Origin of the sequence: Methylobacterium brachiatum (genome assembly GCF_900113845.1) — a bacterium.
Taxonomy (GTDB): Bacteria; Pseudomonadota; Alphaproteobacteria; order Rhizobiales; family Beijerinckiaceae; genus Methylobacterium; species Methylobacterium brachiatum.
In genome coordinates, this window is the sequence record NZ_FOQW01000034.1 from 1 (window position 1) to 23810 (window position 23810).

General features: G+C 70.8%; 20 protein-coding genes. 10 read left to right on the top strand and 10 right to left on the bottom strand.

Annotated elements, in window-relative coordinates; translation table 11 throughout:
* Both BMZ47_RS26925 and BMZ47_RS26930 read left to right on the top strand, forming a co-directional pair.
* Positions 1-1125: polysaccharide biosynthesis/export family protein (locus BMZ47_RS26925; protein WP_139221081.1), on the top strand; the 1125-nt coding region annotated here is incomplete at its 5' end.
* A 153-nt stretch (positions 1126-1278) separates the two neighbouring features.
* The gene (locus tag BMZ47_RS26930; RefSeq protein ID WP_091865369.1) at positions 1279-2415 is read left to right on the top strand and encodes a branched-chain amino acid ABC transporter substrate-binding protein; all 1137 of its coding nucleotides are present in this window, start codon (positions 1279-1281) and stop codon (positions 2413-2415) included.
* Between the two features lie 32 nt (positions 2416-2447).
* Here the strand turns inward: BMZ47_RS26930 and BMZ47_RS26935 are convergent, their stop codons facing one another.
* Entirely contained in the window at positions 2448-3047 is a 600-nt protein-coding gene (locus BMZ47_RS26935) for a tyrosine phosphatase family protein (RefSeq protein ID WP_091865371.1), read from the bottom strand.
* Positions 3048-3188: 141 nt separating this feature from the next.
* Here BMZ47_RS26935 and BMZ47_RS26940 point away from each other — a divergent pair, with 141 nt between their 5' ends.
* Both BMZ47_RS26940 and BMZ47_RS26945 read left to right on the top strand, forming a co-directional pair.
* Positions 3189-4316 carry a TRAP transporter substrate-binding protein gene (locus BMZ47_RS26940; RefSeq protein WP_370881412.1) on the top strand — a complete coding sequence of 376 codons (1128 nt, stop codon included), beginning with the start codon at positions 3189-3191 and terminating at the stop codon, positions 4314-4316.
* Between the two features lie 35 nt (positions 4317-4351).
* Positions 4352-5764 (top strand): phosphatase PAP2 family protein, encoded by a 1413-nt coding sequence (locus tag BMZ47_RS26945; protein ID WP_091865373.1) that lies wholly within the window; start codon positions 4352-4354, stop codon positions 5762-5764.
* A 267-nt stretch (positions 5765-6031) separates the two neighbouring features.
* Here the strand turns inward: BMZ47_RS26945 and BMZ47_RS26950 are convergent, their stop codons facing one another.
* Complete coding sequence (locus BMZ47_RS26950) at positions 6032-7012, bottom strand: NAD(P)H-binding protein (RefSeq protein ID WP_091865375.1); 981 nt, start codon at positions 7010-7012, stop codon at positions 6032-6034.
* Positions 7009-8127, bottom strand: a complete 1119-nt coding sequence (locus BMZ47_RS26955) for an NHL repeat-containing protein (protein ID WP_007566527.1) — start codon at positions 8125-8127, stop codon at positions 7009-7011. Before BMZ47_RS26955 ends, BMZ47_RS26950 begins: the two co-directional genes overlap by 4 nt.
* 529 nt (positions 8128-8656) lie before the next feature.
* Here BMZ47_RS26955 and BMZ47_RS26960 point away from each other — a divergent pair.
* Both BMZ47_RS26960 and BMZ47_RS26965 read left to right on the top strand, forming a co-directional pair.
* The gene (locus tag BMZ47_RS26960) at positions 8657-10045 is read left to right on the top strand and encodes a deoxyribodipyrimidine photo-lyase (protein ID WP_091865377.1); all 1389 of its coding nucleotides are present in this window, start codon (positions 8657-8659) and stop codon (positions 10043-10045) included.
* Between the two features lie 261 nt (positions 10046-10306).
* On the top strand, positions 10307-11689 hold the full coding sequence (locus BMZ47_RS26965) for a chloride channel protein (protein WP_208601121.1): 1383 nt from the start codon (positions 10307-10309) through the stop codon (positions 11687-11689).
* 50 nt (positions 11690-11739) lie between these two features.
* Here the strand turns inward: BMZ47_RS26965 and BMZ47_RS26970 are convergent, their stop codons facing one another.
* Complete coding sequence (locus BMZ47_RS26970) at positions 11740-13791, bottom strand: methyl-accepting chemotaxis protein (RefSeq protein WP_208601122.1); 2052 nt, start codon at positions 13789-13791, stop codon at positions 11740-11742.
* A 402-nt stretch (positions 13792-14193) separates the two neighbouring features.
* Between BMZ47_RS26970 and BMZ47_RS26975 the strand changes: the two genes are divergently transcribed.
* Both BMZ47_RS26975 and BMZ47_RS26980 read left to right on the top strand, forming a co-directional pair.
* Positions 14194-14373 carry a DUF1328 domain-containing protein gene (locus BMZ47_RS26975; RefSeq protein ID WP_007566531.1) on the top strand — a complete coding sequence of 60 codons (180 nt, stop codon included), beginning with the start codon at positions 14194-14196 and terminating at the stop codon, positions 14371-14373.
* Positions 14374-14390: 17 nt separating this feature from the next.
* Positions 14391-15245, top strand: coding sequence for an SDR family oxidoreductase (locus tag BMZ47_RS26980; RefSeq protein ID WP_091865396.1), 855 nt, complete (start codon positions 14391-14393; stop codon positions 15243-15245).
* Positions 15246-15267: 22 nt separating this feature from the next.
* Here BMZ47_RS26980 and BMZ47_RS26985 read toward each other — a convergent pair whose 3' ends face one another.
* The 3 genes from BMZ47_RS26985 to BMZ47_RS26995 form a co-directional block, all read right to left on the bottom strand.
* On the bottom strand, positions 15268-15675 hold the full coding sequence (locus tag BMZ47_RS26985; RefSeq protein ID WP_167369118.1) for a type II toxin-antitoxin system VapC family toxin: 408 nt from the start codon (positions 15673-15675) through the stop codon (positions 15268-15270).
* Positions 15675-15917 carry a type II toxin-antitoxin system VapB family antitoxin gene (locus tag BMZ47_RS26990; RefSeq protein ID WP_091865381.1) on the bottom strand — a complete coding sequence of 81 codons (243 nt, stop codon included), beginning with the start codon at positions 15915-15917 and terminating at the stop codon, positions 15675-15677. Before BMZ47_RS26990 ends, BMZ47_RS26985 begins: the two co-directional genes overlap by 1 nt.
* Before the next feature lie 92 nt (positions 15918-16009).
* Positions 16010-16969 (bottom strand): cation diffusion facilitator family transporter, encoded by a 960-nt coding sequence (locus BMZ47_RS26995; protein ID WP_091865383.1) that lies wholly within the window; start codon positions 16967-16969, stop codon positions 16010-16012.
* A 114-nt stretch (positions 16970-17083) separates the two neighbouring features.
* On the opposite strand from BMZ47_RS26995, the gene BMZ47_RS27000 reads away from it, so the two are divergent.
* Complete coding sequence (locus BMZ47_RS27000) at positions 17084-17518, top strand: HIT family protein (protein ID WP_007566536.1); 435 nt, start codon at positions 17084-17086, stop codon at positions 17516-17518.
* Positions 17519-17600: 82 nt separating this feature from the next.
* Here the strand turns inward: BMZ47_RS27000 and BMZ47_RS27005 are convergent, their stop codons facing one another.
* The 3 genes from BMZ47_RS27005 to BMZ47_RS27015 all read right to left on the bottom strand — a co-directional run bounded on the left by BMZ47_RS27005 (position 17601) and on the right by BMZ47_RS27015 (position 20478).
* Positions 17601-17984: a PilZ domain-containing protein gene (locus BMZ47_RS27005; RefSeq protein ID WP_091865385.1), complete on the bottom strand. Its 384-nt coding sequence runs from the start codon at positions 17982-17984 to the stop codon at positions 17601-17603.
* A gap of 71 nt (positions 17985-18055) precedes the next feature.
* Positions 18056-18286, bottom strand: coding sequence for a hypothetical protein (locus tag BMZ47_RS27010; protein WP_007566540.1), 231 nt, complete (start codon positions 18284-18286; stop codon positions 18056-18058).
* Positions 18287-18402: 116 nt separating this feature from the next.
* Positions 18403-20478, bottom strand: a complete 2076-nt coding sequence (locus BMZ47_RS27015) for an NAD(+) synthase (RefSeq protein ID WP_091865387.1) — start codon at positions 20476-20478, stop codon at positions 18403-18405.
* A 333-nt stretch (positions 20479-20811) separates the two neighbouring features.
* On the opposite strand from BMZ47_RS27015, the gene BMZ47_RS27020 reads away from it, so the two are divergent.
* Positions 20812-23810, top strand: a 2999-nt coding sequence (locus BMZ47_RS27020) for a DNA translocase FtsK (protein WP_425285081.1), incomplete at its 3' end; no start/stop codon positions are given.

A 23810-nucleotide genomic window follows, 5' to 3' on the forward strand; every position in this document is an offset into this window, starting at 1 on the left:
GGCTGCACGTATCTGCCCGCGGCGGGACCGACGGCGAGCGCGATCGAGGCGGGCGCGGAAGTCGCGACCGCCGACGGCGGCGTGCTCGCGCGCTACGAGATCATCGACGTCACCCCGGCCGTGGTCGAGGCCCTGCGCGGACGCCCGCTCGACAGCCTGCTCGCCTCCTTCGGCGATCACCGCCCCTCCACCGAGCCGGTGATCGGCATCGGCGACATGGTCTCGGTCTCGGTCTGGGAAGCCGGATCCGGCGGCCTGTTCTCCGGGCCGCTCGTCGCCGACCGCTTCTCCGCCGGATCCAAATCCGCCCTCATCCCCGAGCAGCCGGTCGGCCGCGACGGCGCGATCTCGGTGCCCTATGCCGGGCGCATCAAGGTCGCCGGACGCCGGCCCCAGGACGTCCAGGGCCTGATCGAGAACGAGCTCGCCGGCAAGGCGATCCAGCCGCAGGTGCTGGTCTCGGTCACCCGGCCGATCTCCCAGGCGGTCACCGTCACCGGCGAGGGCGCGGCCGGCGCCCGCCTGCCGCTCTCGGGCCACGGCGACCGCATCCTCGACGTCATCGCGGCCGCCGGCGGCAACCGCTCGCCGGTATCCGAGACCTTCGTGCGCCTGTCGCGCGGTCCGGTCACCGCCACGGTGCCGCTGACCACGGTGGTGTCGAACCCCAAGGAGAACATCTACCTGCGGCCCAACGACGTGCTCACCCTGGTGCGCGACCCGCAGACCTTCCTGGCGGTGGGCGCGCTCGGCCAGGCGACCGAGCTGCCGTTCCAGGCCGACGGCATCACGCTGGCCCAGGCCCTGGCCAAGGCCCGCGGCCTGTCGGACTTCGCCGCCGACCCGGCCGGGACCTTCATCTTCCGGTTCGAGCCCGCCAGCGTGGTGCGCCGCCTGAACCCGAACACCAAGCTGACCGGCACGCCGCTGGTGCCGGTGGTCTACCGGATCAACATGCGCGACCCCAACAGCCTGTTCACCACCCAGGCGTTCCGCATGCGCAACCGCGACCTCGTCTACGTCTCCAACGCGCCCTTCACCGAAGTCTCGAAGGTGCTGTCCGTCTTCACCTCCGTGACCGGCCCGGTCTCCTCGGTGGCGACCGCGTACTACTACGCGAAGTAAGGGCGGGACGACTTCCCCAACAGCGGCGGAAAACAATCGCGTTTCGCCGCGGCCTCGCGTATGGGCTTTGCGTGCGGTGCGGGAGCGCGTGTACGGAGCCGCATCCCGCCCTCGTCGGTGGCTGCCTCGCGCAAGGATGCCTAGAAGAGCCCGATGAAGATCGGACGCGTCGTCTCCGCCCGCGGGCTGTTCCGGCCCCCGCTATTCTCCCTGAGCCTGTGTCTCGCGCTCCTGTCGGCCGGGCCGGCTTCGGCCGATGTCGTGGTCGGCGTCGCGGTTCCGCGCTCGGGCCCCTACGTCGCCGTGGGCGAGCAGGTGCTGCGCGGCGTCGAGGCCGCGGCCCGGGACGCCAACGCCATGGGCGGCCTCGACGGCCAGCCCGTGACCCTCGACGTGCAGGACGATGCCTGCGACTCGAACACCGCCACCGCGGTCGCCAACCACTTCGTGCGCGCCAAGGTCCGCCTCGTCGTCGGGCATGTCTGCTCGAACGCCTCGATCGCGGCCTCCGACATCTACGCGCAGAACGGGGTGGTGATGATCAGCGCCGCCTCGGTCTCGGCGCGGCTGACCGACCGGGGGCTGCAGAACGTCTTCCGCGTCTGCGGCCGTGACGACGACCAGGCCCGGCTGTCGGCCGCCGTGCTCGCCGAGCGGTTCCGCGACCGCAAAATCGCGCTGATCCAGGACCCGACCCCGGCCTCCCGGACGCTGGCGGCGGCCACCAAGGACAACCTCAACCGGATCGGCATCAACGAGACCTTGTCCCTGTCGTTCGCGCCGAGCGATGCCGACGACGCCGCCCTGGTGGACCGGCTCAAGAGCGCGGGGATCGAGGTTGTGTATTACGGCGGCGACGCCACCGAGATGGGCCGCCTGGTGAAGGTCGCGGCTGATCGCGGCTACCGCCCGCAATGGTTCGGCACCTCGGCGATCGCGACGCCGGACTTCGCCAAGGTCGCGGGCTCGGCCAGCAACGGCGTGCTGATGACCTTCTACCTCGATCCGAGCCGCCAGCCCGCCGCCGCCGCCGTCGTGAAGGCGTTCAAGGCCGAGGGCGGCGACCCCACCGGCTCGACGATCTACGGCTATGCCGCTCTGCAGGCCCTGGTCGCGGCCGGCAACTTCGCTCATTCCGCCGAGCCGAAGCCGATCGCCCAGGCGCTCCATACGGAGCGGTTCGATCTGGTGCTCGGCACGGTGGGGTTCGATTCCAAGGGCGACGTCACCGCCCAGGGCTACGTGCTCTACGTCTGGAAGGACGGCAGCTTCACGCCCGCCGGCAAGTGAGCGCTCGGTTCTGACGCGCGCCCGACGGTGCCCTATCCCCGCTCGGCGGCATCGACCTCGGCGCCCCGCCCCAGCCCGCGCAGCAGCTCTGCGAGATGCGGCCGCACCCGCAATTGGAGCGCGTGGAGCTGGCGGACCGCCTCGCTGAGGCGTCCCTCGCGGCCGAGCATGGCGTCCGCGAAGCCGATCATCCGGGCGTTGGGCCAGGCCGGCTCGCGCACCCCGTGGAGGCGCGCGACCAGGGCGTCGGCGGATGTCTCCGGCTCGGCCTGGGCGAACAGCATCAGCAGCGCCGCCGTGGAGCGCGACAGGCCGTAATGGCAATGGACCAGGAGATGGCCGGCGCCGTCGAGATCGCGCCCGAAGGCCAGGATCGCCGCGACGTGCTCGGGCTCGGGCGGGACGAGGCCGTCGCCTGGGCCGAGGCAATCGTGGAAGTGCAGGGTCGTGCGGGCATGGGCGCCGTAGGTGCCGAAGGCCTCCGGCTCGGGCGTGCCGGGATCGAGCAGGGACAGGACGTGCGTCACCCCGCTCCCGCCATGGCCCGCCAACTCCTCGAGGCCGCAGACGGTGTGCAGGGTGAGGTCGGGGAGGGGCGCTTCGGGGAAGGGCGCTTCGGGCTCGGATCGCATGGCCGGGCGCCTAACACGGGCGATCGGCGGTTTCGAGGCGCCATGGCGCCACGGCGGCGCCATCCGGAGACGCTTTCGAGAATGGGCGCGGACGTGCTACCTGCGCGCCGGCCGGATTGGACACGCTCAGACGAGATGCCGTTGGACGAGCCTCATACTGCGCCCCCACGCGCTGCCGGACCGCGCCGCCGCGCGGTGCTGACCGCCGGCCTCGGCGCGGCGATCACCGCGCCGTTGGCCGCGCCCGCCCGGGCCCAGGGCGCCCCGGAGCTGCGCTGGCGCCTGTCCTCGGCCTACGCCAAGAACCTCGACATCCTGTTCGGCGCGCCCGAAGCGCTGAGCCGGATCGTCGCCGAGGCCACCGACGGCCGCTTCCAGATCCAGGTGCTCGGCCCCGGCGAGCCGGTCCCGGCCGAGACCCTGCTCGACGCCGTGTCGGCCGGCACCGTCGAGATGGGCCACGGCCCGGCGACCCTCGGCCAGGCCAAGGACCCGACCTTCGCGCTGGCCACCGCGATCCCGTTCGGGCTCAATGCGCGGGGCGCCGCCGCCTGGTGGCAGGCCGGCGGCGCGGCGGAGCTGTTCAGCGAGGTCTTCGCCAAATCCGGGCTGGTCTGCCTGCCCGGGGGCAATACCGGCGCGCAGATGGGCGGCTGGTTCCGGCGCGAGATCAAGAGCGTCGCCGACCTCCAGGGTCTCAAGTTCCGCATCGGCGGCATGGGCGGGCAGGTGCTCGCCAAGTTCGGCGTCCAGCCGCAGGCGACGCCCGGACCCGAGATCTACCAGGCCCTGGAATCGAAGAAGCTCGACGCCGCCGAGTGGATCGGCCCCTACGACGACGAGCGGCTCGGCCTGCAGAAGGTGGCGCCGGTCTACCATTACCCGGGCTTCTGGGAGGGCGGCGCCATGCTGCACTTCTGGTTCAACGCCGAGAAGTGGAAGGCGCTGCCGAAGGCCTACCAGGCGATCCTGCGCGCGGCGGCCGCCGAGGTCGGGGCCGAGGTCCAGGCCAAGTACGATGCGCGCAACCCGCAGGCCCTGCGCCGGCTGGTCGCCGGCGGCGCCCAGCTGCGGCCGTTCCCGCAGGACGTGATGGAGGGCGCGCTCAAGAACGCCAACGACGTCTATGCCGAGATCGCTGCCAAGAACGCCGATTTCCGCCGGGTCTACGAGGCGATGCGGACCTTCCGGAACGAGGAATATCTCTGGTTCCAGGTGGCAGAATACACCTACGATAACTTCATGATTCGGGCCCGGGCACGGGGCTGACGCGACGGCTCGAACGAACCCCGCGGAGGGACGGCATGATCGGGACGCTGAGACTCGGCCTGGCACTGCTCGGGACGGCGCTGCCGCTCCAGGCGCTCGCGCAATCGCCCGCCAACCTCACCGCCCTGCGCGGCCTGGCCCCGGTGGCCCGGCTGCAGGGGAGCCCGGCGGGCAAGGCGGCGCTCGACGCCAACCTGCGGGTGACCGGCGACATCCAGACCGGCGCCCTCAAGCAGCCGACCCTGCTGCCCTTCCCCGAGCAGCAACAGCTCGCGCTGCGGGATTGCTTCATCACCGACGGCAACGCCACCGGCCTCGCCGACGGCCTCGGCACGGCCCTCGCCACCGCCTATCAGGGCCGGGCGCGCTACAGCGACTACAAGACCTTCACCAGCGTCGCGCCGACGGTGGCCGACCTGATCGGCTACACCAACAACGTCACCAAGTCGGATTCGAATTCGGGCAAGTACTTCTTCGGCAACGCCACGACCAACGGCAAGCAGGCAATCTCGGCCGAGGCCAGCGCGCTCCTCACCGACGGCACCGTCACCGACGTGTTCGGCAAGGCCTATGGTCGGCGGGCGGGCAGCCCCGGGGCCGACCGGTTCGGCAATTCGCGCCCATTCCAGACCCTGCCGCATCTCCAGGCCTACCGGGGCGCCGATTATTTCGGCGAGGCCTCCCATTCCCTCGACTGGCTGCGCGGCCCGAAGCAGGATCTCGTCGACAGCCCGTCCTACCCCAGCGGCCACACCACCTACGGCTACACCGAGTCGCTGATCCTCGCCCTGCTGGTGCCGGAGCGCTACCAGCAGATGGTCGCCCGCGCCGCCGAGTACGGCAACGACCGGATCATCGTCGGGGCGCATTACGCCATGGACGTGATCGGCGGGCGCGCGACCTCGCTCCACGCGGTGGCGCATCTGCTCGCCAACGATCCGGCCTATGTCGGCCAGATCCGGAAGAACCCGGCGGTGATCGACGCGAACGCGACCGATGCGGACAAGCGCGTCGGCGTGACCGATTACCGGGCGCTCCTGAAGGAGGCCCGCGCCGCCATGACCGACGCGCTCAAGGCCGGCTGCGGCGACACGGTGGCGGCTTGCGCGGCGCAGGATACCGGCCGGTTCAAGGACCCGGCCGCCAACGCCGCCTTCTACGAGGCGACCCAGACCTACGGGTTGCCTGTCGTGCACGACGCCACCGCCAACGCCCGGGAGGATGTCGGCAAGATCGCCCCGGAGGCCGGCCACCTGCTGACCGCGGCCTTCCCGGCGCTGACGCTCGAGGAGGCCAACGCCATCCTGACCGAGACGCAGGGCCCGGGCGGCGGCTTCCTGGACGACGGCTCTGAATTCGGGGTGTATTCCCGGATCAACCTCTACGCGGCGGCCGGGAAGGCCGCGGCGCTGGCGGCGAGCCGGGCGGGGGCGAGCGCCGCGCGCTGACGGGCGCGATGCTCGCGAGCCCCTCTGAGGGCCTGCTTGACGTCGCGCTCTTGGCCGGTGGACGGTTCCGAGTGACGGCACTCCCAATCACCCCCTCATCCTGAGGTGCCGGGCGATCGCAGATCGCTTGGCCTCGAAGGAGCCCTCCAGAGCTCGCTGAGCCATCTGGCGCGCGCCTTCGAGGCCCGCTGGTGCGGGCACCTTAGGATGAGGTCGAGACCGGGAAAACGGGGCAAACACGGTCGTCGGCGCCTGTTGTCCGTGCTGTCAGAACACCGCGTGGTCACCGCGCTCGGCGACGGCCTCGCCCCGGACGACGCGGGCGTAGTAGGCGAACAGCGTGTCCGAGCCCGTCGAGGGCGTGGCATGGGCATCGTAGCGGCCCGTGGCCGGATCCAGCACGAGCATCGATTCCGTGGCGTAGTAGCGCCCGATGCGCGCGAGCTCGGCCTTGGCGGCCAGGGCCGGGACCCACCGCCCGAGCGTGCCCAGGACGGCGATGATCGCGTCCAGCAGCGCCACCGGTACGTGCCGGAAGCGCGGCGCGCGCCCCAGCAGGGCGAACAGGTGCTCACCCTGCGCTCTCGGGGTGATCGCCTCGCCCGGCCCCCCGATCGGGAGCACGCGATTGCGCCGGTCCGCGTCGTCGATGCAGTCGGCGAGGTAGCGGCCCAGATCGTCGTCGCTGATCGGCTTGCAGGCCGTCAGCATCCCGTCGCCGAAGACCAGGAACGGCTTGCCGCGCCGCACGCGGTCGATCTGCCCCGAGAGCGATTTGAAGAACGCGGTCGGGCGCACGATCGTGTAGGCGAGGCCCGAGTCGATCAGCACCCGCTCGAAGGCCAGCTTGGCGTGCTGGAAGGCGAGGACCGGCTTCTGGACGCAGATCGCCGAGAGCAGGATGACCTGCGTGACGCCGGCCGCCTCGGCGGCGTGCAGCGCATTCACCTGCGCCCGGTAATCGATCGCCCAGGCGTCGTCGGGCAAGCCGGTGCGCGAGGCGAGACACGAGACCAGGACGTCGAACGGCTCGCCGCGGATGCCGTCCCGCGCGAGCGCGGCCGGATCGGTCACGTCCGCGACCCGCGCGGTGACGCCCGCAGGGAACGGGGCGGGCTGCCGCACGAGGCAGACGACCGCGTGACCGCGCGCCGCCAGCGCCCGCACCGTCGCCCGGCCGATCGTCCCGGTGCCGCCCAGGACGAGGACGCGCCGCGGGGCCGGGTCGTGCGGCCGATCCGCCGTCACGGCACCCGCTTGCGCAGCACGAAAGTCCCCACGGCCAGGAACTTCTGCGCCCGCTTGCCGGTGTCGACCTCGGTGGTGAACACGTTGCCCTTGGAATCGACCGCGAGGTTGTGGACCCAGTGAAACTGGCCCGCCATGCGGCCGTTGCGGCCGAAGGCGCCCACCGTCGCGCCGGTGGCGCGGTCGAGGGTGCGGACCTCGTTGTTGGCCCCGTCGGCGTTGAGCAGGTAGGTCTCGTCGGCATCCGGCCAGAGGGCCAGCTCCCAGACCGAGCCGTTGGCCCGGGTGTCCTTCTCGACGACGAACTCCTTCACGAAGCTGCCGTCCTTCTGGAACACCTGGATCCGGTTGTTGGTGCGGTCGCAGACATAGACCAGCCCGTCATGGGCGATGCGCACGCAATGGACCGGGTTGGCGAATTGCTGGCGCGGGGCGGCGGCCGGATCGTAGGGGCCGAGCTTGTCGTCGGTGGGCGGCTTGCCGTAGGCGCCCCACATCCGCTTGAACGCCCCGCTGTCCCGGTCGAACACGATGATGCGGTGGTTGTAATAGCCGTCCGCCACGTAGACCTCGTTGGCCGCCCTGTCGAAATCGACATTGGCGGGCTTGCCGAGGCGGCTGGTGTCGCGGCTGTCGGTCTGCGGGCCGGACTTGCCGATCTGCAGGACGAACTTGCCGTCGGGCGTGAACTTCAGGAGCTGGCCGTCCTGGTCGCCGTTGCCGGCGATCCAGACAAAGCCCTTCTCGTCGATCTGGATGCCGTGCTCGTTGGTGGGCCAGTCGTAGCCCTCGCCGGGGCCGCCCCAGCTGCGCAGCAGCGTGCCGTCCTGGGCGAATTCGAGCACCGGCGGGGCGGGCTTGCAGCATTTGCTGCGCGGCGGATCGAGGCTCGCAGCCTTCTCGTCGTCGGTGAGCGTGCGCGGCCGCTGGACCACCCAGACATGGTCCTGCGCGTCCACCGCGACGCCCGCGGCCTGGCCCAGGATCCAGTCGTTCGGCAGCGGCTTCGGCCAGGCCGGATCGACCTGGAAGCGCGGCGCATCCGCGGCCGCTGCGGGCCCCGCCAGGGCGAGCAGGCAGGCGAGCGCCGGCAGCGCGCGCGAAAACATCCTCATGGCGTATCCTCCGGCGCCTGTCCCGGCGCTCACCGCGAGCATGACGCGCCGCGCGGTCCGGGACCAGCGCTCCGGCCGCGCTTCGGTGACAGAGGCGAGCGGACAAGAAAAAAGGCCACCCCCGAAGGAGCGGCCCGAAGTCTAGGGAGGAAACGCCCAAGAAGGGCAGCGGGATCGCGACGCCATCGCCATCCCGCGCTGCACAATCTGCGCGCATCGCGAAAAATTACAAGGGCGTTCGGACAGAAAGGCTGTCCTTTTATACGGCTCAGGACGGATCACGAACCGGCTGTGTCGAAAATGTCGCAGCCGTTTCGGGATGCCGGACAACAGATCTGATGCGCGATCGGCCGGCAAAACCGGACGTAAACCTTTGAGAAACCCTGGTTTCGCTGCGCCGCGTCGGTTGCCGGCTGATGATTTCACTGCGGCATTTCATGACGGCCGACTGAACGGACGAATTCGTCGCCCGCTCTAGGTTCCCGGCCAAGTCTCTTGTGATCCAAGTGAAGAAAGCGTGCGTGCGAATATGGCGATCCAGGGCGAGCGGATCCGGGTTCTGAACGATGTCGAGCCGCGGGCGGACGGGCGTTACGTTCTGTATCTCCTTCAGCAGGCCAACCGCGCCCGGTTCAACCCGGCCCTCGAATTCGCCATCGAGGAGGCGAACCGGCTCGACCTGCCGGTGATCGCCTGCTTCGGGCTGCTCGACGGTGCCAGCGGCTTCCCCGAAGCCAATGCCCGCCACTACGCCTTCCTGCTCCAGGGTCTCGCGGATGCGAAGGCCGGTCTGGAGAAGCGCGGCGTCGGATTCGTCATGCGCAAATGCGCGCCCGCCAAGATCGCCATCGACTTGGCCGAGGAGGCGGCGCTGCTGGTGCTCGACCGGGGCTACCTCGCCATCCAGAAGGGCTGGTACCGGGAGATCGCGAAGGCGGTGAAGACCCGGATCGTCCAGGTCGAGGGCGACGTTGTCGTGCCGGTGGAGACCGCCTCGAACAAGCACGAATTCGCCGCCCGGACGCTCCGGCCGAAGCTGAACCGGCTCTGGGACCCGTTCATCGCCGACCTGAAGCCCCGCAAGCTCAAGCATGCCGCGACGGACGTGACGCCCGAGGGCGAGATCGACGTCTCCGATCCGGAGGCGGTGCTCGCCGGGATGAGCCTCGACCGGGTGGTCGGGCCGGTGAAGCGCTTCACCGGCGGCGAGACCGAGGCGCGCAAGCGCCTGAAGGCGTTCCTGGCGGATGGGTTCGCGGGCTACGGCGCCGGCCGCAACATGCCGGAGGCCGCGGCCGCCTCCCACATGAGCCCGTTCCTGCATTTCGGCCAGATCTCGCCGGTGGAGATCGCCCTGGCGGTGCGGGAGGCCAAGGTCGGGGACGACGACGATCGCGGCGCCTACCTGGAGGAGCTGATCGTCCGGCGCGAGCTCGCCATGAACCACGTCTTCTACACGGAGGGCTACGACGATTACGACAAGGCGGTGCCGGACTGGGCGCGCAAGACGCTGGCCGAGCAGGCCGAGGACGCGCGCCCGACCCTCTATTCGGAGGCCCAGCTCGCGGCGGGCGAGACCCACGACCACTACTGGAACGCCGCGATGCGCGAGATGCGCGAGACCGGCTACATGCACAACCAGCTGCGGATGTACTGGGGCAAGAAGATCCTGGAATGGTCCCCCTCGCCCGAGGAGGGCTTCGCCCGGACGCTGCGGCTGAACAACCGCTACTTCCTGGACGGGCGCGACCCGAACTCTTTCACCAACGTCGCCTGGGTCTACGGCCTGCACGACCGCCCCTGGCAGCGCCGCCCGATCTTCGGCACCGTCCGCTACCAGAGCGAGAACTCGCTGAAGAAGTTCGACGCGAAGGGCTATGTGAAGGCCGTGGAGCGGCTCTGTGCGGCGGAGGGGTGAGCGGCCTGTTCGGACCCCGCCTGCTCCCACCAGACCCCCTCATCCTGAGGTGCGGCCGCGCAGCGGGCGCCTCGAAGGAGGGCTCCAGTTGCCCGCGCGATCGCTGGAGGGCTCCTTCGAGGGCTGCGCTGCGCTCCGCCGCCTCAGGATGAGGGGGTGATTTGGAGATCCGCCAAGCGGATGGGTCTTCTGGGTGATGCCCCATTCCCCGCGCACCACGCTATACCGCATGCTCCGGCTTTGCGGACGAAGTAGCCTGTCATGACCGAGATGCGGGACGCACCGACGACGATCGAGCCCGCAGGCTCCGGGCCGAGACGCTCCCGCTACCGCCGCTCGATCACCCGCCTGCGCTCGGCCTCGCTCGAAGCCTATCCGCTGTGGCGGGGGCGGTTGCTGTTCCTGGCCGGCGGTATCTGCGTCGGGTTGGCCGCGGTGCTGATGGCCAAGGGCGCCGACCTGGCGCAGGAGGGGTTCCGGCGGTTGACCGCGCCGTCGCCGCTGATCGCCCTGGTGCTCACGCCGGCGGGCTTCGCGCTGGCCGCGCTGCTGGCCCGGACGGTGTTCCCGAACTCGCAAGGGTCCGGCATCCCGCAGGTGATCGCGGCCCGGCACGCCCGCGATGAACGGTTCCGGTTCTCGCTGATCTCGCCGCGCGTGGCCTGCGGCAAGGTGCTGGTCCTGTTCCTCGGCCTGCTGTGTGGCGCTTCGGCCGGGCGCGAAGGGCCGACCGTGCAGGTCGGCGCGGCGATCATGGCCGCCTTCGGCCGCCTGACGCCCGACCGCCTGCCGGGGCTGCTCCTCGCGGGCGGGGCGGCCGGGGTCGCGGCGGCGTTCAACACCCCGCTCGCCGGCATCGTGTTCGGCATCGAGGAATTGGGCCGGGCCTATGAGGCACGCTCGTCCGGGCTGATCGTCGCCGGGATCGTGGCTGCCGGCCTCACCTCCCTCTGGCTGCTCGGCAACTACACCTATTTCGGCACCAGCCAGGCGGAGCTGCCGCTGGCCGCCGGCTGGATCGTGCCGCTGCTCGCCGCCCTGGGCGGCTTCGCCGGCGGGGTGTTCAGCCGCCTGGTAATCCTGTTCGCCCGGGGCCTGCCGGGGGCCGCCGGCCGCCTGATCCGGGCGCGGCCGGTGGTGTTCGCGGCAGCCTGCGGCCTGTGCGTGGCCCTGTCCGGGCTGGCCTCCCAGGGCACCGCCTACGGCACCGGCTACGAGGAGGCCCGGGCGATCCTGCACGGCGACGCCACGACCAGCTGGACCTACGCGCCGCTGAAATTCGCCGCCACGGTGCTCAGCTCGGTCAGCGGCATTCCGGGCGGCCTGTTTGCGCCGTCGCTGGCGGTGGGCGCCGGGATCGGCGGGACGGTGCACGGCCTGCTGCCGGACATGCCGGTGGGCGCCCTCGTGCTGATCGGGATGGTCGCCTACCTCACCGGCGTGCTCCAAGCCCCGATCACCAGCTTCGTGATCGTCACCGAGATGACCCAGAACCACACGATGATGATCCCGCTGATGGTCGCGGCTTTGATCGCCGACGCGGCCTCGAAGGCGGTCTGCCGCGGCGGGCTCTACCACACGCTCGCCGAGCTTATGCTGGCGCGGGCCGACGTCCCGGCCCAGCCGGTGACGAAGACCGCCTGAGCCCCGCGGAACGCGGGCCCCGCCCTGCGGCGGAGCCCGGTCGTGCGGGCCTACGCGGCCCGCACGGTCGCCAGGAAGCGCCGGACCTCGGCCGTCAGGTGCTCCGACTGGCGCGACAGCTCGGAGGCCGAGGTCAGCACCTGGGCGGCCGCCGCGCCGGTCTCCTCGGCGGCGCCGGCGACGCCCGCGATGTTGCTGGTCACCTCGCCGGTACCCATCGCGGCCTGCCCGACATTGCGCACGATCTCCTGCGTCGCCGCCCCCTGCTGCTCCACCGCCGCGGCGATCGAGGCCGCCACGGTGCTGATCTCGCGGATGCGGCCGCTGATGCCGCCGATCGCCGAGACCGCCTGGCCGGTCGCCGCCTGGACCTGCCCGATCTGCCGGCCGATCTCTTCGGTCGCCTTCGCGGTCTGGTCGGCGAGCGCCTTGACCTCGCTCGCCACGACCGCGAAGCCCCGTCCCGCCTCGCCGGCCCGGGCGGCCTCGATGGTGGCGTTGAGGGCCAGCAGGTTGGTCTGCGAGGCGATGCTCTGGATCATCGCCACCACGTCGCCGATCCGGGCGACCGTGCTGCTCAGCTCCTGCACCATCGCGGCGGTCTGGTCCGCGTCGCTGACGGCGGAGCGGGCGAGGTGCGACGAGCCGTCGACCTGGCGGCCGATCTCCTGGACGGAGGAGCCCAGCTCCTCGGCGGCGGCCGCGACCGTGTTGACGTTGCTGGCCGCCTCCTCGGCGGCCGCGGCCACCGTCGTCGATTGGCTGGCCGTCTCGGTCGCGGTGGCGGTCATGGTCTGGGCGGTCGCCTGCAGCTCGGTGGCCGAGGACGAGACCATGCCGACGATCCCGCCGACCGCCTGCTCGAAGGCGTCGGCCATCTGACGCATGGCCGTGCGCCGCTGCTCCTCCGCGGAAGCCCGGGCCAGGGCAGTCTCCTCCTCCAGGATCTTGGTGCGGACCAGGTTGTCCTTGAACACCTGCACGGCGCCGGCCATCGCGCCGAGCTCGTCCCGGCGCGCGGTGCCCGGTACGGACACGGTGAGATCCCCCTCGGCGAGGCGCCGCATCGCCCCCGCGAGACCCAGGAGGCCGCGGACGACCCGGACCTGCATGATCAGGATCGCGGCCGTCGCCAGGCCGCCCGCGAAGATGATGACCGCGAGGGCCGAGAGGAAGTCCCGGTTCGCGGCGGCCGACGCGGCGGTCGCACGGGCCACGGCAGAGTCGATCACCGCCATGGCGACGTCGACGATCGCCTTCTGGCCGGCGACGACGCCTTCATCCCAGGTGCTGACCGGGAAGGGCATCGGGCGCCCCTCGGAGACCGCCGCGAGGGCGGCCTTGCGCATCTCGCCCACGGGCCCGGCATAGTAGAGCTGGTCCGCCCGGTCGTAGGCGTCCTTCACCGAGGCGTCGAAGCCGTTGACCCGGATCATCCGCCCGACGAGCTGCCAGGCCGTCCGGTTCTGGGCGTCGGCGCTGTTGAGCTGCCCCCAATCGGCCGGGGTGGCGGCGCGGTCGGCGGCCAGGATCTGGCTCACGACCAGGGCAGCGCGTCCGTCGGTGGTGCGCGCGAGCCACGTCGTCGCCCTTGCGTCGATGAGGCTGCCATAGGCCGGATCAAGGGCCTGGATCGCGCGCTCGGTCGCGTCGGAGGCGGCCTCGAGCGCGGCGAGCAGGCGGTTGCCGAGCTCGTCCATGCGCTTGCGCAGGGCCGGGTCGCGGCGCGCCGCCGGCTGGTCGAAGGCCGCATCCAGGGCCCGGCGCAGCTGCCGCCACTCGCCCACGAGGGCATCGAGCTCGGTGCGCTTCGTCTGCAGGGCCGGGTCCGCCACGCTGCTCAGCTGCCCGAGCGCGATGTCGGCCGCCGCGTTGAACGGGGCGCGGGCATCGAGCGAGAGCTGGCGATGCGCCCGGTTGGTGTCGGGCTCCTTGACCAGGGCGGTCAGCCCGTAACCCCGCTCGATCCGTACTTGGGTAAGGCTCGCGAACAAGTTGCGATCGATGACCATGAAGGCGGTCACCTGATCAGCTGTATCCATTCGCGACTTGCTTTTGAGGATTTGTATTCCCGCCAGGCCGATCGCGAGTAGACCCAGCATCGCGACGAGAGAAATAACTACAGTTCGGATCGAAAGCGCACGCACCACCAGTACCCCTGCCTAATCGCCGGGACGATGTGTCCGAAACATATTCCGAACGGTTAATTCGCTACCGTCGAACGCTTCGAGCTCGGAACAATGATCTTCATCTGTAGTCGTGGCGCCACGTGCGCGTCGGGTTGCCCAGGTTCATCGACTGGGCATCTCACCTGCAAGTCGATATTCTGATGGACAGCCGCGGCGCAGGTCTTCGGCGCGCCGGCCGCCCGATCGCTCGGCGGAACGCCGCCGTTAAGAATAAAAGGCTGTTGGAACCGCGCGGCCGCGGAACGGTCTCGCTTGCAGCCGGTTGAGCATGCGATTGTTGTTCGCCCGTGCCGCGGGCGCTTCCGGAGTGACGCGATGACCTTGCTGAAATGGGCCCTCATCTGCTTCGTGATCTCGCTGATCGCGGGCGGCCTCGGCTTCACCGGCATCGCCTCGGGCGCGGGCTCGCTGGCGCGCATCCTGTTCGGGCTGTTCCTGCTGGTCGCCATCGTGATCGTGGTCATCGCCTTCGCGGTCGGCCAGGCGGTCTTCTGAGCCGCATGGCGGATTCGATGCGGAACAGGGTCTGCCTCGTCACCGGGGCGACCAACGGCATCGGCTACGAGACGGCCCTGGGACTCGCGCGCAGAGGCGCGCGGGTCGCCATCGTCGGCCGCGATCCGGAGAAGACGCAGGCCACAGCCGAGCGGATCCGCGAAGCCGTCCCGGGCGCGGTGGTGGACCCGCATGTCGCCGACCTGTCGGCCCAGGCCGAGATCCGCCGGGTCGCCGCGTCCCTGCGCGCCACCTATCCCCGCCTCGACGTCCTGGTGAACAATGCCGGGGCGATCTTCGACCGGCGGGAGCTCACGGTCGACGGCATCGAGCGCACCTGGGCGCTGGACCATCTCGGCTACGTGCTGCTGACGCTCGAACTGCTCGACACCCTGAAGGCCTCGGCGGCGGCCGGGGCCAAGCCACGGATCGTCAACGTTGCCTCGGCGGCGCATTACCGGGGCCATATCGACTTTTCCGACATCGAGGGCGCCCACCGCTACGGCGCCATGCGGGCCTATGCCCAGGCCAAGCTCGGCAACGTGCTGTTCACCTACGCGCTCGCCCGGCGGGTGAAGGCCGACGGCATCACGGTCAACGCCCTGCATCCCGGGGTGGTCAAGACCGGCTTTGCCAAGAACACCGGCGGTGCGTTCGGCGCCGTCTGGTCGCTGATGCGCCCGTTCCTGATCCAACCCGACAAGGGCGCCGCGACCTCGCTCCACGTGGCGACCGCCCCGGAGCTCGACGGCGTCACCGGCCGCTATTTCTCGCATTCCCGGCCCAAGACCTCGTCGGCCGAGAGCCGGGACGAATCCGTTCAGGAGCGGGTCTGGGCCCTGAGCTTGGCGCAGGTGGGGTTAGGGAGGTGATCGTTCCGCGGGGCGGCGTGCTTCAGATACTGAGCGCCGACACGAGGTCCGTCCGGGAGAAATCCCGCCCCTTGAAAAGGATCGGTACGGAGCTGCTGGCAGCGCAGGCGTAGGATAAGCAATCGGCAAAGTTGAGCTGGGCTGGGTGGCCCCGTCCTTTGCCGTAAATCGCGAAGGCATCGACCGACCGGCGTGCAATCGCATCGCTGATCGGGACCACGGTGATCCCGGCCGCCGCGAGAAACGCATCGTACATTTCCTGGGCATCCGGCACCGCAAGGCCGAGGATGCGCGCGAGATTGATCGTCGCCTCCAGCCGAACATGCGCGCCGGTCTCTCGACGCTCAGCGGCCTCTATCCTGTTGAGAAAGGCAGCCGCCTCGGGTTCGTCAGCCAGGATGGCGACGACGGCGGACGTGTCGATAAACATCACGCGCCCCAGAGGGCGTCACGTTCGGCTTCGCTCAAGGGAGGCTGCGGCGTTCCGGTCGCCTTCGCCAAGGCTTTTGCCCGGATAGCGGCCACGCGCTGGGCTAAAGGAACCGCTTCATCGGCGCGCCGAATCTCATGCTGCAGCGCGAGCTTAATTGCCGCCGTGAGGTTGGGAGCACCGCTCTTCCGCATCACGGTCTCCGCCAGGGTGCGCACTTCCTCGTCGCGGATGCTCAGCATGCCACTGTCCCGTATAGACACGACACGTATGGGTGCATGGACGTGGCTTGTCCACGCCGCAGCAGGCCCGTCCTACCGAACACGATTCCTCCTCACGCCGCCGCGCGCATCGCGTGGTCGGCCTGGGTCTGAATCTCGATGAACACCCGGGTCACGTCCGGGTTGCGCTGCTTCACCGCCCGGTCGAGGCGGGTCACCAGGCTCTCGACCTCGCCGGCGCTCAGGTCGTCGGCCATGTCGATGCTGACATTCACCAGGATGTCGGAGGGCCCGAGATGCTGGGTCAGGACCTCGTTGAGATGCAGCACGCCGGGTTCGGCGCGCACGAGCTCCGCGATCGCCGCCACCACGGCGGGGTCGGCGGCCTCGCCGATCAGCAGGCCGTGGGTCTCGATCATCAGGAACACCGCCATGCCGACCAGCACGAGGCCGATCCCCACCGAGGCCCAGCCGTCGAGGCTCGGCATCTCCAGCCAATGGGCCAGGACGACGCCCGCGAAGGCGATCAGCAGGCCGATCAGCGCCGCGGTGTCCTCGGCCAGAATCGTGAACAGGGTCGGATCCTTGCTGCGGCGGATCGCCCGCATCGCCGAACTCTTGCCCTTCTCGGCCCAGAACTGGCGCATCGCCACGACCCAGGACACGCCCTCGGCCACGATGGCGAAGCCCAGGATCGCGACGTTCACCCAGATCCCCGGCACGGTGTAGCCGAACAGGTGGGCGTCCGCGTCCGGCGAGGGGTGGCGGACCCGCTCGATGCCCTCGTAGACAGCGAACAGGCCGCCGCCCAAAAAGATCATCAGCGCGACCACGAAGGCGTAGAAGTAGATCTCGCGCCCGTAGCCGAACGGGTGGCGGGCATCGGCCGGCTTCTCGGCCCGCTTCATCCCCAGGAGCAGCAGCACCTGGTTGGCGGTATCCACCACCGAGTGCACGCCCTCGGCGAGCATCGCGGTGGAGCCGGTCAGCGCCCCGCCGACGAACTTCGCCGCCGCGATGGCGAGGTTCGCCCCCGCCGCCGCATAGATCGCCCCCGTGCTCTCGTGCGCCATCCCGGCCTCCGTGTCCGCCGCGACCTAAGCGCTACCGTGCGGCGCCGGTTCCCGTGTGGACGCGCGCATGTGCCCTGTGCAAGCTGAGATCAGTCCGAAAGGCTCGGAGGAAACATGGCCGACGCGCAGTACGACCCCGACAACATCTTCGCCAAGATCCTGCGGGGCGAGATCCCGTGCCACCGCGTCTACGAGGATGCCGACACCCTGGCCTTCATGGATGTGATGCCCCAGGGCGAGGGCCATACCCTGGTGATCCCGAAGGCGCCCGCCCGCGGCCTGCTCGATGCCGACCCGGCCTCCCTGGCGGCCCTGATCGTGAGCGTCCAGAAGGTCGCCCGGGCCGTGAAGACGGCGTTCCAGGCCGAGGGCCTGACCCTGTTCCAGTTCAACGAGCCGGCGGGCGGGCAGACCGTGTTCCACCTGCACGTCCACATCATCCCCCGGCGCGAGGGCGTGCCGCTGAAGCGCCACGAAGGCGGGATGGCCGACAACGCCGTGCTGGCCGACCACGCGGCGCGGATCCGGGCGGCGCTCGAAGCGCAGTAACGCGGGGGCGCGGCTTTATCGGGGCTCCGCGCCCCGAGACCCCGCCCAAGGGCTTGGCCGTCGGGAATCCGATTCGGGACGCTCAGGCCGCGCTCGGCTGGGCCATGCCGCCCAGGAGCCGGCGCAAGGCGGCGTTCTCGGCCTCCAACTCGGCGATGCGCTGCCGTAGGGCGGCTTCGGTCGCGGCCGGATCGGGTCTAGCCGGGGCGGCGCCGGCGGAGTCCGTGAAGGTGACGCCGATGCCGTCCTCCCGGCGCCAGCACAGGGTCGACCGGTAGGTCCGGTCCTTCTGTGGGATGTAGAGGTCGAACACCTGCGGCAGGGTCGTGGCGTCGCTCAGGACCAGGCGGGCGCCCGAGACCGAGAGGTCGCGCACCAGGCAGTCGAAGCTCGACGAGCCGTTGTTGAAGACGATGCGGCCCTTGAGGAACACCCTCTGGCGCGTCTCTTTGCGATGATCCGTCATGCGGATCAGTTTGCCCGCCAGCTCTTAAGATTTCCTGGCGCCAATACGGTGATCGTCCCTATTCACAAGGATCAGGCGATGAAACGCCGGTCCATCGTCTGGAACAGGTAGAAGCCGTTGAAGCGCACCGCGGTGTCGGCGGCCCGGTCGTCGAAATCCAGGGGCTGCCGGCTGTCGCCGTCGAGCTTGCCCCCGAAGGTCCAGCGGCCGGCGCCGATGAAGGGCGGGACGGTGCTGGCCTCCGGCACCGCGCAGCAGAGGCCTTCGACGGCCTTGAGCTGGAACAGGTTGTAGCTTCGCATCGGAGTCCCTCCGCTTGGCCGCCCCGACCGTCGAACCCGTCCAATACCAGAACTGGTACCGGGCAGATTCGCCTTGACCGTGCTCATAATGGCACAATCGGTCGAGTTTGTGACGGTCAAGTTTCAGGGACGTTTCGGGTCAGCTCCTCGATCCAGATCCGCGCCGAGCCGTCCGACGGCGCGCGCCAGTCGCCGCGGGGCGACAGCGAGCCCCCGGCCGAGACCTTCGGGCCGTTGGGCAGGGCCGAGCGCTTGAACTGGCTGAAGCCGAAGAACCGGTTGAGGAACACCCCGAGCCAGCGCCGGATCTCGGGGAGGTCGTAGGCGACCCGCTTGGTCTCGGGGAAGTCCGGCGCCCAGTGGCCGCGGGTTTTGTCGCCCCATGCATGCAGCGCCAAAAAGGCGATCTTGGAGGGCCGGAACCCGTAGCGCAGCGTGTAGAACAGGTTGAAATCCTGCAGCGCGTAGGGGCCGATCGTGGCCTCGGTGCTCTGCGGGCTGTCGTCCTGGTCCACCGGCACCAGCTCGGGGGAGATCTCGGTGTCGAGGATCGCCTGCAGCGTGTGGCTCGCCTCGGGCCCGACCTCGCGGTTGCTGATCACCCAACGGATCAGGTGCTGGATCAGGGTCTTGGGCACGCCGGTATTGACCGCGTAGTGGCTCATCTGGTCGCCGACGCCGTAGGTGCACCAGCCGAGCGCCAGCTCCGAGAGGTCGCCGGTGCCGATCACCAGCCCGCCCGCCTGGTTGGCCAGGCGGAACAGGTAGTCGGTGCGCAGGCCCGCCTGCACGTTCTCGAAGGTCACGTCGTAGACCGCCTCGCCCCGCGCGAACGGGTGGCCCATATCGGCGAGCATCTGCTTGGCCGCCGGGCGGATGTCGATCTCGGCGGCTTTGCAGCCGAGCGCCTTCATCAGGGCGTGGGCGTTGGTCTTGGTGGCGTTCGAGGTGGCGAAGCCCGGCAGCGTGTAGGCTAGGATGTCCGAGCGCGGATAGCCCAGGCGGTCGAACGCCTTGGCGATCACGATCAGCGCGTGGGTCGAATCGAGCCCGCCGGAGACGCCGATCACCGCCTTGCGGGTGCCCGTCGCCTCCAGGCGCTGGGCGAGGCCGGCCACCTGGATGTTGTAGGCCTCGTAGCAATCCTGAGCGAGGCGGGACGGGTCGGCCGGCACGAATGGGAAGCGCTCGAGCCGCCGGATCAGCCCGAGATCCTGTTCGGGCGGGTCGAGCCGAAAGGGGACGCGTCGATAGGGGAGGGGGCCGCTGCCGGTGTTGTCGTCGAAGCTGCCGGCCTGGAGCCGGTCCTGGGCGATCAGGTCGAGGTCGATATCGGCCAGCGTCGCCAGCGGGCCGGTGGGGAAGCGCTGGCCCTCGGCCAGCCGCACGCCCAGCTCGTCGATGCTGGTCTGCCCGTCCCAGGACAGGTCGGTGGTCGATTCACCCTGGCCGGCGGCGGCGTAGACGTAGGCGCAGGCGCCCCGCATCGCGGCCGCGCGGGAGAGCAGCGCCCGCGACTCGGCCCGGCCGACCGTGATCGGGCTGCCCGAGAGGTTGGCGAGCACCGTGGCGCCGGCGAGCGCCGCCCGCATGCCGGGCGATTCCGGAACCCAGAGGTCCTCGCAGATCTCGACCCCGACCACGAAGCCGGGCAGGTCCTCGGCGGGAAACAGCAGGTCGGTGCCGAACGGCGCCTCGTGGCCCGCGACCCGGATCGTCTCGCCCAGAATCCCGGCTCCGGAGGCGAAATGGCGCTTCTCGTAGAATTCCCGATAGTTCGGCAGGAAGGTCTTGGGGACCACGCCGAGCAGCCGCCCGCCCTGAATCGCCAGGGCGCAATTGTAGACCCGGTGGCGCCAGCGCAGGGGCGCCCCGACCAGCAGCAGCGGCCGCAGGGCCGCCGATTCGGCGATCACCCGGGCGGCGGCGGCCTCGACCGCGTCAAGCAGGGTCTGCTGGAGCAGCAGGTCCTCGATCGCGTAGGCCGAGAGCCCGAGCTCGGTGAAGACCGCGAGCGCCGCCCCGGCCTCGTGGCAGGTCCGGGCGAGGTCGAGCACCGTGTCGGCGTTGCGGGGGGGATCGCCCGGATGGCTGCGCCCGGTGCAGGCCGCCACCCGGGCGAAGCCGTGACGGTACAGGGACCGGAAGCGCGCCTTGAGGTCGGCGGAAGGCTCGGAATTGGGCTGGGTCACGGGCGCCTGTCCGGGTGAGGGGTGGCTGCCGGTATCATATGGTGCGCCGCGCGGCTCCGGCGACGCACATCCCTCCACCGTCATTGCGGGCGCAGCGAAGCGACCCGGGGATCCGCCACCTGCGGGACACGCGCGCTGCCCTGGCTCGCTTCGCTCTGCTCGCAATGACGGTGTTGGATTGGCCCCCGCTCACCCCGGGGAACAGGCCGAAAATCCCAACGTGGTTGCCGGTCCGAGGGGGCGCGACAAGCCTCCGTTAACGACAATTGGCCTAACTCGGGGCAGCCCGCCGGCCACCGGCGGATCCCTGTTTCGAGTATCGTTCGAGAACCCATGCGCGCATCGGGACGGCCTCCGTACTCTCATCGTGATCCTGCCCGCCCGGTCCGCGGCGGCGACCGTTCGGGCCTGTCCCTCGGCGCCCTGGCGCACCGGCTGATGGCCTTGCGGGCGAGTCTCACCCGTCGCCTGTCCGGCTCCCCGGCCGGGCTGCCCGCCCGTCCGGCCTACGGCGTTCCCGGCCGCCGGGCGGAGCCGAGCTGGCTGACCGCGCCGGCCGCCATGGTCGGACGCGAGGGCTTCGAGCGCGGGCCGCGCGCCAGCGCCTCGGCGCGGCCCGAGCATGTCTGGCCGGACCAGGTGTTCGACGACCGGGCGAGCCTCGACGCCCTCGACGAGCCGCGCTTCGAGAGCCGGATCGACCGCAGCGCCTCGACCCCGGGCGTGCTGGTGCGCCAGCCCCGCCGGCCCGCCGCGATCGCCCCGGAGGGCGCGCTTCCCGCGGCCCCGGTCCAGGCCGCTGCCCCGGCGGCGCGCTGGACCCGCACCCCCGATTCGGTCCTGCAGGAGCGCCGCCAGCGCGCCCTGGAGGCCGAGCGCGTTGCCCTGGAGCGCGCCCGCGCCGAGGCGCAGGCGGCCGCGCTCGCCGTCGAGACCGAGCGGGCCGCCCGCGAGCAGGAGGCCCGGGAGCGGGCCGAGCGCGAGCAGGCCGAGCAGGCGCGGCTCGAGGCCATCGCCGCCATGCCGGCGGTCGCGATGCCCGAGGCCGTGCCGACCGAGATCGCGGAGGACGGGGAGGCGGTGCCGCTGTGGCGCCAGCCCTTCGTGGCGCCCCCCGGCGTCCGCTACTTCCGCACCCCGGACCGTCGCCCGGTGCGGCCGAGCGTCGAGCTGGCCAATTCCACGGCGGCGATCGCCCCGGTTGCGGTCGCGGAGCCGGTCCTTGCTGAGGCCCCGGTCCAGGCTTCGGCCGAGGCCCCCGCCCGCGACTGGTCCGACCTGCCGGATTGGTCCGAGGCTCAGCCCTGGTTCGACGGCAGCGACTGGAACGTGGGCGACTGGTCGTCCGTGGAGGCCTGGGCCGCGCTGGCGTCCCAGCCCGCCCATGCCGGCCTCGAGGCGGCGCTCGCCGCCGCACCGGTGATCGAGGCGGCCGACGCCGTCGCCGACCTGCCATCGGTCGAGCCCTTCACCCCGCCGATGCAGGAGGCCGCGAACCCGCAGCCGCCGCGGCCGGTCTACGTTCTCGACCGGCTCGTGCGGTTCGACCAGCCGCCGCGCCCCGCCGACGGGCAGGACAACGGCCAGCCTTCGGACCTTCAGGCCGACGCAAGTGCCGCGATCCGCGACGCCTTCCTGCCGGCCAAGCCCGCCCTGGCGCTGGTCTTCGGCCCCGGCAGCGCCGCGACCGAGCCGCCGGCTGCCGCGACGCCGTCGGCCGCCGCGCCCCGCCGCGCCCCCGCACTCTGCGCCATGGCCGCCCGGGCGGCGATCCGCGCCGCCGGCCAGCCGAGCCTGCCGGCGCCGGCGGTCCCGGCCCCGGCCGCCCCGGAGCCCGAGCCTGCGCTTCAGCCGGAGACGGCTGCCCCGATGGGAGCCGACGTTGCTCGGTCCGCCTCTGAGGCCGACCGGGTGGTGATCCCGATGACCCCGCGCACGGTTCTCCTGCGCGGTAAGCTGGCGCCGCAGCCCGAGCCCGCCCCGGCGGAGCCCGAGCCCGTGCAGGACGAGCCGGCCTTCGAGGAGCCCGTCCTCGCGGCGGCCCCCGCGCCGGAGCCGATCGAGGCGCCCGCCGCCCAGCCGGTCGAGGCTCCGCCCGCCCCCGCGCTGCCGATGGTCGCCCCCCGGGCGCACCTGATCCCGGCCGGCCGCCATCTGGAGATCGCCAGCGTCGAGAACGCCGATTACGAGCTGCCCTCGCTCAGCCTGCTCGCCCTGCCGGACGAGAACGGCGCCGAGGAAGTCGACGCTGACGTGCTGGAGCAGAACGCCCTCAACCTCCAGCAGACGGTGCAGGATTTCGGCGTGCGCGGCGACATCCTGGCGGTGCGCCCCGGCCCGGTCGTGACCCTCTACGAGCTGGAGCCGGCCCCCGGCACCAAGTCCAGCCGCGTGATCGGCCTGTCGGACGACATCGCCCGCTCGATGTCGGCGGTCTCGGCCCGCGTGGCGGTCGTCCCCGGCCGCAACGTCATCGGCATCGAATTGCCGAACGAGACCCGCGAGACGGTCTATCTCCGGGAGCTGCTCTCGGCGCCTGACTTCTACGAGAGCAAGCACAAGCTCGCCTTGTGCCTCGGCAAGAACATCGGCGGCGAGCCGATCATCGCCGACCTCGCCCGCATGCCGCACCTCCTGGTCGCCGGCACCACCGGCTCGGGCAAGTCGGTGGCGATCAACACCATGATCCTCAGCCTGCTCTACCGTCTGAAGCCGGAAGAGTGCCGGCTGATCATGGTCGATCCCAAGATGCTGGAACTGTCCGTCTATGACGGCATCCCGCACCTGCTCTCCCCCGTCGTCATCGACCCGAAGAAGGCGGTGATCGCCCTCAAATGGGCCGTGCGCGAGATGGAGGAGCGCTACAAGAAGATGTCCAAGATCGCCGTCCGAAACATCGACGGCTACAACGCCCGCATCAAGGAGGCCCCCGACCGCGGCGAGGTCATCACCCGCACCGTCCAGACCGGCTTCAACCGCCAGACCGGCGAGGCGATCTACGAGCACGAGGCGATGGACCTCGCCCCCCTCCCCTACATCGTGATCGTGGTCGACGAGATGGCCGACCTGATGATGGTGGCCGGCAAGGACATCGAGGGCGCGATCCAGCGTCTCGCCCAGATGGCGCGTGCGGCCGGCATCCACCTGATCATGGCCACCCAACGCCCGTCGGTGGACGTGATCACCGGCACGATCAAGGCGAACTTCCCGACCCGGATCTCCTTCCAGGTCACCAGCAAGATCGACTCGCGCACGATCCTGGGCGAGATGGGCGCCGAGCAGCTGCTCGGTCAGGGCGACATGCTGTTCATGGCCGGCGGCGGGCGCACGAC

What these genes read in the sequence shown, in the direction of transcription:
- BMZ47_RS26945 (WP_091865373.1), top strand. Translation starts at nt 4,352, where the DNA reads ATGATCGGGACGCTGAGACTCGGCCTGGCACTGCTCGGGACGGCGCTG.
- BMZ47_RS27005 (WP_091865385.1), bottom strand. Translation starts at nt 17,984, where the DNA reads ATGACGGATCATCGCAAAGAGACGCGCCAGAGGGTGTTCCTCAAGGGC.
- BMZ47_RS27000 (WP_007566536.1), top strand. Translation starts at nt 17,084, where the DNA reads ATGGCCGACGCGCAGTACGACCCCGACAACATCTTCGCCAAGATCCTG.
- BMZ47_RS26975 (WP_007566531.1), top strand. Translation starts at nt 14,194, where the DNA reads ATGACCTTGCTGAAATGGGCCCTCATCTGCTTCGTGATCTCGCTGATC.
- BMZ47_RS26935 (WP_091865371.1), bottom strand. Translation starts at nt 3,047, where the DNA reads ATGCGATCCGAGCCCGAAGCGCCCTTCCCCGAAGCGCCCCTCCCCGAC.
- BMZ47_RS26980 (WP_091865396.1), top strand. Translation starts at nt 14,391, where the DNA reads ATGCGGAACAGGGTCTGCCTCGTCACCGGGGCGACCAACGGCATCGGC.
- BMZ47_RS27010 (WP_007566540.1), bottom strand. Translation starts at nt 18,286, where the DNA reads ATGCGAAGCTACAACCTGTTCCAGCTCAAGGCCGTCGAAGGCCTCTGC.
- BMZ47_RS26985 (WP_167369118.1), bottom strand. Translation starts at nt 15,675, where the DNA reads ATGTTTATCGACACGTCCGCCGTCGTCGCCATCCTGGCTGACGAACCC.
- BMZ47_RS26955 (WP_007566527.1), bottom strand. Translation starts at nt 8,127, where the DNA reads ATGAGGATGTTTTCGCGCGCGCTGCCGGCGCTCGCCTGCCTGCTCGCC.
- BMZ47_RS26990 (WP_091865381.1), bottom strand. Translation starts at nt 15,917, where the DNA reads ATGCTGAGCATCCGCGACGAGGAAGTGCGCACCCTGGCGGAGACCGTG.
- BMZ47_RS26960 (WP_091865377.1), top strand. Translation starts at nt 8,657, where the DNA reads ATGGCGATCCAGGGCGAGCGGATCCGGGTTCTGAACGATGTCGAGCCG.
- BMZ47_RS26930 (WP_091865369.1), top strand. Translation starts at nt 1,279, where the DNA reads ATGAAGATCGGACGCGTCGTCTCCGCCCGCGGGCTGTTCCGGCCCCCG.
- BMZ47_RS26970 (WP_208601122.1), bottom strand. Translation starts at nt 13,791, where the DNA reads ATGCTGGGTCTACTCGCGATCGGCCTGGCGGGAATACAAATCCTCAAA.
- BMZ47_RS26995 (WP_091865383.1), bottom strand. Translation starts at nt 16,969, where the DNA reads ATGGCGCACGAGAGCACGGGGGCGATCTATGCGGCGGCGGGGGCGAAC.
- BMZ47_RS26965 (WP_208601121.1), top strand. Translation starts at nt 10,307, where the DNA reads ATGACCGAGATGCGGGACGCACCGACGACGATCGAGCCCGCAGGCTCC.